The sequence below is a fragment of the Streptomyces sp. NPDC058295 genome (assembly GCF_042880655.1).
GTDB classification, from domain to species: Bacteria; Actinomycetota; Actinomycetes; order Streptomycetales; family Streptomycetaceae; genus Streptomyces; species Streptomyces coriariae.
Genome location: NZ_JBHVYO010000058.1, coordinates 37,406 through 47,169, shown reverse-complemented (window position 1 = coordinate 47,169; position 9,764 = coordinate 37,406). Strand labels below are relative to the sequence as shown.

Below are 9,764 nucleotides of genomic sequence, written 5' to 3'. Positions count from 1 at the left end.
GTGTCCCAGGACACCGGCCGCCCTTCGGCGTTGTCACTGCTGCGGAGGCTGCCCGGGCTGCGGGGCCTGCGGGTAGCCGTAGCCGGCCGGGGGATACCCCGGGTTCTGCTGCTGTGGCGGCTGCGGCTGGGCGTACGGATCCTGCCCCGGCTGGGGCTGCGGCTGCGGATACGGCTGCCCCGGCTGCTGCTGCGGATACGGCTGACCCTGCTGCGGGGGGTACGGCTGTCCGGGGCCGGGCTGCGGCGCCTGCGGGTACGGCTGGCCCGCCTGCTGCGGATACGGCTGGCCGGGCACCGGCTGCCCCGGTGTCTGCTGGCCCGGCATCGGCGGGGCGGCCACCGGCGGCGGGTTGCCGTCGCTGGTCCACAGGCCCTGGCGCTGCTGGTGGCGGATGAAGTCCTCCGCGACCATCGCCGTGAGGTTGAAGTACGCCTCCCGGACCTTCGGCCGCATCATGTCGAGGTCGACCTCGGCGCCCGCGGCCAGGTGCTCGTCGAACGGCACGACGACGACACCGCGGCAGCGGGTCTCGAAGTGCGACACGATGTCGTCGACCTTGATCATCTTGCCGGTCTCGCGCACCCCGGAGATGACGGTGATGGACCGCGAGACGAGTTCGGCGTATCCGTGCGCGGACAGCCAGTCCAGCGTCGTGCTGGCGCTGCTCGCACCGTCCACGGACGGCGTGGAGATGATGATGAGCTGGTCGGCGAGGTCGAGCACCCCGCGCATGGCGCTGTAGAGCAGACCGGTACCGGAGTCGGTGAGGATGATCGGGTACTGGTTGCCGAGCACGTCGATCGCGCGCCGGTAGTCCTCGTCGTTGAACGTCGTGGACACGGCCGGGTCGACGTCGTTGGCGATGATCTCCAGGCCGGACGGCGCCTGGGAGGTGAACCGCCGGATGTCCATGTACGAGTTGAGGTACGGGATCGCCTGGACGAGGTCACGGATCGTCGCCCCGGTCTCGCGCCGCACCCGGCGGCCGAGCGTGCCGGCATCCGGGTTGGCGTCGATCGCGAGGATCTTGTCCTGGCGTTCGGTGGCGAGGGTGGAGCCGAGCGCGGTGGTGGTCGTGGTCTTGCCCACGCCGCCCTTGAGGCTGATGACGGCGATCCGGTAGCAGGACAGCACCGGCGTACGGATCAGCTCCAGCTTGCGCTGCCGCTCGGCCTCCTCCTTCTTGCCGCCGAGCTTGAAGCGGGAGGAGGCGGCGGCGGGCCGCCCGCTCTTCGCCTTCTGCCTCTTGTTGTTGAGCAGCCGGTCGGAGGACAGCTCCACGGCGGCCGTGTAACCCAGCGGCGCCGCACCGGGGTTGACCGGCTGCCGCTGGTCGTGCTGGATCGGCTGCGGCCAGGCGGCCCCGGCCCGGGGGTCGACGGGCGGCTGCTGCTGGTGCTGCTGCGGGCTGTGCGACGCGTCGGGAGCGGGCGCGTGCGGGGCGTGCGGTGGGTGTGCGGCGTGCGGTGCCTGGGGCTGGGGCGGCTGCCCGGGGAAGCCCTGAGGCGCGCCGTGCGGGGCTCCCTGCGGGAACCCCGGGGAGGCGGCAGCCGGGGACTGCCCGTCCGCCTGCTGCGGGATGCCGGGCTGCGGGAAGCCGGGGTGTGCCTGAGGCGCCTGCGGCTGTGGTGCCGGGGGCTGGGGGAAGCCGTAGCCACCGGCGGCGGCCGGGGCGTCGGCGGGCTGGGGGAAGCCGTAGCCGGCGGACGGCTGGGGTGCCGGAGGAGCGGCCGGTTGCGGCGTGGGGGCGGGTGCTGCGGGCCCCGCGTGCTGGTGGGGGAAGCCGTAGCCGGCGGGTGCGGGCGGTGCGTCGGCAAGTGGCTGGGGTGCCGGAGCGGCGGGGTGCGGCGCGGGGGCGGGTGCTGCGGGTCCCGTGTTCTGCTGCGGGAAGCCGTAGCCGCCGGCGGCGGGCGGTGCGTCGGTGGGGTGGGGGAAGCCGTAGCCGGCGGGTGCGGGCGTGTCGGCGGGCGGCTGGGGTGCCGGAGGGGCCGGTTCCGGCGCGGGGGCGGAGGCCGGAGCGCCACCGGGGTGCGGGAAGCCGTAGCCCGGCTGCGGGGCGGAAGGCTGCTGGGCCGCCGGTGCGGGAGCGGGGGGCTGGGGGAAGCCGTAGCCCGGCTGGGGTGCGGCCGGGGCCGGCTCCGGGGCCGGCGGGTTCCAGCCGACCGGCGCGGGCGGAGCCGCCTGCGGCTGGACGGGCGGGTGGACGGGCGGCTGTTGGACAGGCGCCGAGGGCACGGGGCCGTGCGTCGCGGCATCGGCGGGCTGTGGCTGGACCGGCCACTGGGCCGCCGGTGCGGGTGCCGCGGGCTGGTACGACGGGGGCAGCGGAGGCAGCTCGCCCTGCGGGGCCGGCGGAGGAGTCCAGGCGGGCTGCGCGGGGGGAGCCGGGGGAACGGCGTCCTGGGGCACGCTGCCCTGCGGCTCGGCCGGGTCGGTGGGGACGGCGTCCGAGGGCTCCTCGACGGCGGAGTCGTGCTGCGGGGCCGCGCCCTCGATGACGGCGGCGCCGTCGGGTGCGGGGTGTGCCGGGCCCGTTCCGTCCTCGGCGTCCTGCGTCGCCGTGTCGTCGCTCGCGGGAGCCTCGGGGGCGCCTTCCCCGTCCGGTGCGGTGCCGCTCTCGTCGGCCGCCCGTGCGGTGGCGAATTCCGCCTCGGCACCGGCGTCGGCGGTAGCGGCCGTAGCCTCGTTGGCGTCCGGTGCGCCCGCGTCGGCGGATGCGTCCGCCGGATCCGCCGCCTCGGACGGCACAGCGCCGGACGAGGGGGATTCGGCGGCCTCGGCCTCCGGCTCCGCGGGCGTCTCGGGCTCGGGCTGTACGGCGGCGGCGTGCTCGGCGATCTCCCGCTTGAGGGCGGCCGCGGAGAAGCGCATGGTCGCACCGCTCTCCAGGTCCCCGTTTCCGGAACCGCTCTCCTCGTCGCCCGCCGAAGCCCCCGTGGCTCCCCACTGGGCCTCGGCTTGCTGCTGGTGCGGCTGCTGGTGCGGCTGCTGGTGCGGCTGTGGCTGTGGCTCGAATCCGCTGCCCGTCGGAAGGCCCGGCACGGCGACCGATTCCGCGCCGGGAGGCACGGCGGGAGCCGCCGGAACGGGCGGGGCGGGCGGGGCGGGCGGAGCGGGCGGCGCCGGAGGAGCCACCGGAGTGACCGGCGCTCCCGGTGCGGCCAGGGGGAAGCCCCCGTCCGGCACGGGCGGTGCAGCCGGAGCGAACGGAGCTTCGGGCACGGGCGCTGCCGGCGGCGCAGCTGGGGTGAACGGAGCCTCCTGCACGGGCGGCGCAGCCGGGACGAACGGGGCCTCCGGCGCGGGTGCAGCCGGGGGCGAAGGTGGCGTGAACGGGGCGTCCGGCGCAGGCGGAGCGGCCGGCGCTGCAGGCGTACCCGTCACCCCCGCGCCGGTTTCCGAGGCTGCTCCCGGCCCGGGGGGCGCGCCGGGGCCCACCCCGGGTCCCGCGCCGGGTGCCGGAGCCGGACCGCCGCCCGTGTTCTGTGTGTACCAAGCCGGCGGCGCGTAGTCGATGGTGAACTCGCCCGTCGCCTCGACGGCGGACTCCGCGTCGGGCTGGTCATCGCCGGGTGTGGCCCAGCCCCCGCGGATCCCGTCCCGATCGCTGCTCACAATTCCTCCTGGTTGGTCGAGCACCCTCATGCCGTGCCGGGGCGACCGTTCGCTTCTGTCGTCCTTGAGTGGTTCGAGGCCGTCTGACGTCGTCCGATGCGGCTTTCCCCCGGGAGACGCCGACGTCCACCCCATGGTTTCCGGCATCGCGCCCCGTACCAGCCTAATCATCAGACGGCCCACCTCGGCAGGCCCGCCCACCCCTCAGCACCAGTCCACCACGTCACGCACCCCCCGAAGAGGCCGCAAACGCACTTAAGGCCACTCGATAAAACGGCCATAACAGCCGAAGTGCCGCACAGATGACGGTAGGTGAAGGGAGGTGAAGGGAAATGAGAGGGAGAAGCCGCCGCGTCAGTCCATTCGTCTCGGTGTGCCCAGCAACCCGATCTCCGCATCCGTGGGTTGCGTCATCACGTACTGCCGGTCGCGGTCGGCGCACCACAAGGTGAACCCGTCGGCGAGCGTGGGCAGTGCCTCCACGTCCCCGCGGGGCAGCGACAACGCGCGGCCCAGTTCCGCGGCTTCGTCCGGCGAGATCCGCTGGACGCCGACGAGCCGGGCCTGCCGGACAAGTCGCGGGGCGACCGGGCTGAGATACGGCAGCAGCGTCAGCACGGACTGCCAGGGCCCGGAGGTGACCCGGCCGCGCGGCGGGCGCATCCCGCAGTCCCGTACCACCAGCACCGGCGTACCCGCCGAAGCGCCCTGCGGAGGCACCCGGCCGACCTCGTACACGGCGAGCCCGTTCTGCCCGCCGCCCATCGCGTGCACCATCTGCACCCAGGCCTGTGGCCGCCCCGTCTCCACGGCCACCCGGGCCCCGGTGGCGGCCGTCCTCAGGGCGAGGACCTGCGCGGTCCACAGCCCGCCGATCAGGACGACGTCGTACGGCGTGGGCCGGTTGATCCCCAGCACGGCCGGCCGCCCCTCGGCGCCGACGCCGATGACGACACCGTCGTCCCCGATGGGCAGCGCGAGCGCGGCCAGTTGCTCCTCGGACACCGAGTGCCGTCCGTGCCGAGGCCCTCTCAGGCCGAAGCCGCTGCGCGGCGAACGGCGTCCGGACCGGCCGGCGGACGGCTCCGGTTCGCCGGAGGCCGAGGCTCCGCGTGTCGTCGTCGCCGTCATCGAGCACCTCCGAGCGGCAGCGTCGCGAGCATGCCGGGCACCTGCTCCCGGTCGAGACGGGCGAGCGCGGCGCCGGTGTGCCGGGCCGCGCCCTGCACCGCCCGCCGGGCCGCCACGAGTTCGTCGTCGCTGCGCCCCGTCACCCGGATGTGCCCGGACAGGGACACCTCCTGCCGGTCACCGCGCGCGAGGGTGACGCTGAACGTGGTGGCGAGCGCGGGAACGGCCGTGACCAGGGCGACGAACTGCGGGAGCGAGGGGCCGCCGCCGCCCAGCGCGGGCCATCGGCGCAACCAGTACGTGGTGTGGCGGCGGTTGTCGCAGCGCCAGCTCCGGCCGGTCTCCTCGGTCCGCCGCTCCACCGTCCCGGTCCGCCCGGCCTCCGCCGTCACCAGCGGGTTGGCGCAGGCGGACGTGGCGAAGGCGGCCGTCAGCTCCTCCTCGTCGAGGACGGTCGCCCGGAATCCGGCGCCGGTCAGCCGGCTCGCGAGGTGATCCACCGCCCGTACGACGCACTTCTGCGCCCCGACCGCACCGCCGCCGCGGACGGCCACGGCCTCCGGACACAGCTCCGGATCCAGCTTCAGCGCGATCCAGGTGATGCGTACCGCCGGTGCTCCGGTCTGCTCCTGCAGGGGCGCGTAGTTGGCCACGGCCACGGACTGCGGGGGCAGATGCAGGGCGGGCGCGGGCTGGGTGTGCAGCACGATCTGCGCGGACTCCAGCCGGATCCCGTCCACCTCGAGCGCGTCCCGTACCAGGGCGAGCGGCAGTGGCTGCCGGCCGCGCTCGGCCCGCATCGCGGTCGTGTCCGCCTCCACCTGAAGAACGGCGGTGACGAATGTGCCGTCCCCGACGATCCCCACGGGCCGCCGGTCCCGGCCGCCGTACGCGTACGTCCGCAGCCCGGGATCACATTCCACGGCAGGCCCGAATCCCGGTTCCGTCCCGGGCGGTATCTCCAGCCGTGCCGCCAGCCGGCGGCGGGACTTCAGCTCCCGTGCCGTGGCCAGCCACTGCGGCAGCGAGCGGCCGCGACGGCGAACGAAGGCGAGGGCCACCAACAGGGCGGCGACGACCCCCGCGGCCACCAGCGCCACGGGACCGCTCACCCAGCCGATGAGCAGCACGGCGGCCGCGATCTCCAGCAGGACGAGGCGTTGCAGGCGGAATGCCCCGCCCTGGCCCGCGCCCGTCCTGAGGTGCGGTGTGCCCGGCGCCGACGGCCGGTCGGGCCGCTCGGGCGGCCGCGGACCGGTCGACGCGGAGCCCCGCGTCCGCGACCGGCCGACGGAGCGCACGCCCGTTCCCGAAACCCTCACTCCGTCCCCCCGTTCCGCTCACGAACCGCCCGTGTTCCAGCACCGCACAGGGCACTCGACGGCCCGGGAACCCTACCCGCTCCTCGAGTCCCCATGGTTACCGGGCATAGTAGGTGGCCGCTCTGACATCGGAGACGGGGAACCGGTCAACCGCGCTGCGGACCAGGCGGATCGGCCGGAAATCGGGGAGAGACGGGCACAGATGGCATCTCGGCGGGACCAGCTCAACGCCTACACCTTCGCGAAGCGCCGCATGCTCGCGGCCTTCCTCCAGTCGTCGCCCGACGGCTCGGAGGAGGGGGCACCGCGGCCGTTGCGCTCGATCCTGCCCGGAATCGTCGTCGGGGTGCTCGTCATGGCCGTCTTCGGGGCGTGGGGCATGTTCAGACCGACCGCGCCGAAGGGCTGGGACACGCCCAACGCCAAGGTGATCGTCGCGAGCAAGTCGACCACCCGCTATGTGGTGCTGCGGACCGGCGACGAGGTCCAGCTGCACCCGGTCCTCAACATGGCCTCCGCGAAACTGCTCCTCGACGAGGGGCAGGGCCAGGTGGTGACCGTCTCGGAGTCCGTCCTGGACAGCGGCAAGATCCCGCACGGCGTCACCGTCGGCATCCCGTACGCCCCCGACCGGCTGCCCTCGGCGTCCGAGGCGGGCAAGGCGAAGCGATGGGTGGTCTGCGAGCGGCCGAGTGCCGGGGGCTCCGTCCAGAAGGCGGCGCTGGTCCTCGCCGCCCGCGAGAAGGACGCCACCGAGGGCGCGGGGCGTCTGCGCGACGGTCAACTGCTCTACGTGGCGGACCCGGACGGCAGACGCTACGTCGTGGACGCGGGCGGCACGGCGTACCCGGTGGGCAAGAGCGACGAGTTGCTGCTGCGGGCGGTGGTCGGTTCCGGCCGGGAGCCCCAGCGGGTGTCGGCGGAGTGGCTGGCGACCCTGCACCAGGGCGATCCGATCGCCTTCCCGGACGTTCCCGGGCAGCCGGGCGAGGCGGCCGGCGCACCGGGTCAGCTGGACACGTCGGCGGACCGGGTCGGCATGGTGCTCAAGGCGTTCGACAACAACACCGAGCAGTACTACGTGGTGTTGAGCGGCCGTGTCGCTCCCGTGTCCGCCTTCGTCGCCCAACTGCTGCTGTTCAGCAAGGAACTGGCCCCCCTCGGTCAGGCCGGGCACGCCCGCGAGCTGAGCCCCGGCGCGATCGTGCCGGGCGAGGCGTTCGGCACCGAGCACCACTGGCCCGCCGGTGACCCGGAGCCGGTCAACGAGGCGTCGGGGGCCGCCGGGAGCCGCAGCACGATCTGCAACGTCCTGCGCGGCGTCAACTCCGGCTCGGGCGCCACGACCCTGAGCACCTGGGCGGGCACGGACTTCCCGGCCAAGCTGCCCACCGGCTCCTCCAGCGCCTATGTGACGCCGGGCTCCGGCCAGCTCTACCGCCAGTTCCAGGGTGAGGCGACCAAGGCCGGCCCGGTCTTCCTCGTCACCGACACGGGCCTGCGCTACGTCCTGCAGTCCAACGGCGACAGCGCGACGGACGACGCGGGCATCGGCACCAGCGCCGAGCAGCGCGAACAGCAGCAACAGGAGGCGCAGCAGGCGCAGACCCTGCTGGGCTACAAGGACATCGACCCGGCGCCGATCCCGGCCGCCTGGTCGGAGTTCCTGCCCACCGGCCCCCGCCTGTCGACGGCGGCGGCCCGCCAGCCGCAGGGCTCGTGAGGAGGAGGACGACGGTGCTGCGGACGACGACCGTGCTGCGGAGGACGACATCTCGAACGGCCGCACCGGTGCCGCGTACGGTTCGGGGACTGCGTACGGCCCGGGGACTGCGTACCGCTCCGGCGCTGCGCACCGCTCTGGTGGTGACCGCGACCCTCCTCACCACGGCCGCGGTCCTCGCGCCCCCCGCGTCGGCGGCGGACAAGCTGCCCTACTCGGACCAGTGCACGTTCCCCAACGGCGAGTACCCGGGCCGCCCCTGGGCCCTCCAGCGGGTCCTCCTGGACGAGCTGTGGAGCCGCTCCAAGGGCAAGGGCGTCCGCGTGGCCGTCATCGACACGGGCGTGGACGTGAAGAACCCGCAGCTCACCGACGCGGTAGACGCGAAGGCCGGCCGCAACCTCCTCCCGAAGAACCTCAAGGACGACGACGGCGACCCCATCGAGCGGGGCGCCGAGAACGGCACCACGGACACCGTCGGCCACGGCACCAAGATCGCCGGCATCATCGCGGCCCGCCCCCTCGACGGCACCGGATTCGTGGGGCTGGCACCCGAGGCGACCGTCATCCCGATCCAGCAGAACGACGCCCAGGGCCACGGCGACACCGAGTCCCTGGCCGCGGCGATCCGCTACGCCGTACAGGCGGGGGCCGGGGTCATCAACATCTCCCAGGACACCTCCAACGCGGTCAGACCGAGTTCCGACCTGGAGCTGGCCGTCGACGAGGCACTGGACCGCAACGTCGTGGTCGTGGCGTCGGCCGGCAACGACGGTCTGGGCGGCAACGTCAAGGAGACCTACCCGGCGTCCTACGAGGGCGTCCTCGCGGTCGCCGCCTCGGACCGCAACAACGAACGCGCCTCCTTCTCCCAGTCCGGCGACTTCGTGGGCGTGGCGGCCCCCGGCGTCGACATCGTCTCCACGGTCCCCCAGGGCGGTCACTGCTCCGACAACGGGACGAGCTTCTCGGCGCCGTACGTGGCGGGTGTGGCGGCGCTGCTCAAGGCGAGGCACCCGGACTGGACCGCGCGCGAGATCGTCGCCCAGATCGAGCAGACCGCGGAACGCACCATCGCGGGCCACGACCGACTCGTCGGCTGGGGTGTCGTCGACCCGGTCCGCGCCCTGACGGAGGACGACCGCCCCATCGAGTCCCCGAGCCCCCACGACGGCCTGGGCGGCGCCGAGGCCCCGAGCCCCGCGAAGTTCCGCACCGGCGAGACCCCGGACGAGCGCAACACGCGCCTCGCCACCTACGTCGTCGTCGCGGCGGCGGTCCTGACGGCGGGTCTCGGCGGCACGGCGGTGGCGATCCGCGACGCACGGAGACGGGCGCGGAGGGTCGCGGGGGCGGAGTAGGGGCCGGCGGCCATCTCGCCGCGTCCGGGCGCGAGTTCGAGCGTGCAGCCACCAACGATTTGTAGGATCATCGCAACCGCAAGCGACGTGTCACGCCTCTGCGACAGGGGGGACGGAGGTACGGGATGGGTGTGTCCGGAGCGGGCTCGGGACAGGGCAGCGGCCCTGAGCTGAAGGTGTCCGCGGAGGACCTCACCAAACTCGCCGACGACCTCGACGACATGCAGGATCACCTGGAGAAGCAGGTGCGACGCATGGACGCGGTCGTCGACAGCATCGAGGCGGGCTGGCGCGGCCCGGCGGCGTCGGCGTACCGCGACTTCCACCGCGCGGCGGCCGAGGACGCCGTACGCATCCGTGAAGTGATGAAGCTGCTCGAGGAGGCCGTACGGCTGAGCCGGGACGGCTTCTCCCAGGACGACCTCAACGTGCTCGCCCGGATGCGGCGGATCCAGGTGGACGTCGGGAGCGAGGTGGACAGACTGTCGACGCCGAACACCGGCGCACCGGCGGCGGCACCGCGGAGCAGCCTCGACGACCTGTAGCCCTTTCGAACCGCCCTCTCGAACCGCCCTTTCGAACCGCAGTTGCCGAGACGAACACAGGGGG

General features: G+C 74.2%; 6 protein-coding genes. 3 read left to right on the top strand and 3 right to left on the bottom strand.

The window, feature by feature from the left end; genetic code table 11:
* Positions 1–33: 33 nt before the first annotated feature.
* The 3 genes from ACFVYS_RS38140 to eccE form a co-directional block, all read right to left on the bottom strand.
* On the bottom strand, positions 34–3,648 hold the full coding sequence (locus ACFVYS_RS38140; RefSeq protein WP_389509695.1) for an SCO5717 family growth-regulating ATPase: 3,615 nt from the start codon (positions 3,646–3,648) through the stop codon (positions 34–36).
* A gap of 324 nt (positions 3,649–3,972) precedes the next feature.
* Positions 3,973–4,749 (bottom strand): hypothetical protein, encoded by a 777-nt coding sequence (locus ACFVYS_RS38135; protein ID WP_389509693.1) that lies wholly within the window; start codon positions 4,747–4,749, stop codon positions 3,973–3,975.
* On the bottom strand, positions 4,746–6,050 hold the full coding sequence (gene eccE / locus ACFVYS_RS38130; RefSeq protein ID WP_389509691.1) for a type VII secretion protein EccE: 1,305 nt from the start codon (positions 6,048–6,050) through the stop codon (positions 4,746–4,748). The genes ACFVYS_RS38135 and eccE overlap by 4 nt, the downstream gene beginning before the upstream one ends.
* A 223-nt stretch (positions 6,051–6,273) precedes the next feature.
* On the opposite strand from eccE, the gene eccB reads away from it, so the two are divergent.
* The 3 genes from eccB (at position 6,274) to ACFVYS_RS38115 (ending at position 9,700) form a co-directional block, all read left to right on the top strand.
* Entirely contained in the window at positions 6,274–7,794 is a 1,521-nt protein-coding gene (eccB, locus tag ACFVYS_RS38125; protein WP_389509689.1) for a type VII secretion protein EccB, read from the top strand.
* 140 nt (positions 7,795–7,934) lie between these two features.
* Complete coding sequence (mycP, locus tag ACFVYS_RS38120; RefSeq protein WP_389509697.1) at positions 7,935–9,155, top strand: type VII secretion-associated serine protease mycosin; 1,221 nt, start codon at positions 7,935–7,937, stop codon at positions 9,153–9,155.
* Between the two features lie 125 nt (positions 9,156–9,280).
* Positions 9,281–9,700, top strand: a complete 420-nt coding sequence (locus ACFVYS_RS38115) for a WXG100 family type VII secretion target (protein ID WP_389509687.1) — start codon at positions 9,281–9,283, stop codon at positions 9,698–9,700.
* Positions 9,701–9,764 lie beyond the last annotated feature (64 nt).

Coding starts and splice junctions, on each gene's coding strand:
- ACFVYS_RS38135 (WP_389509693.1), bottom strand. CDS start 4,749: ATGACGGCGACGACGACACGCGGAGCCTCGGCCTCCGGCGAACCGGAG.
- ACFVYS_RS38140 (WP_389509695.1), bottom strand. CDS start 3,648: ATGAGGGTGCTCGACCAACCAGGAGGAATTGTGAGCAGCGATCGGGAC.
- ACFVYS_RS38115 (WP_389509687.1), top strand. CDS start 9,281: ATGGGTGTGTCCGGAGCGGGCTCGGGACAGGGCAGCGGCCCTGAGCTG.
- eccB (WP_389509689.1), top strand. CDS start 6,274: ATGGCATCTCGGCGGGACCAGCTCAACGCCTACACCTTCGCGAAGCGC.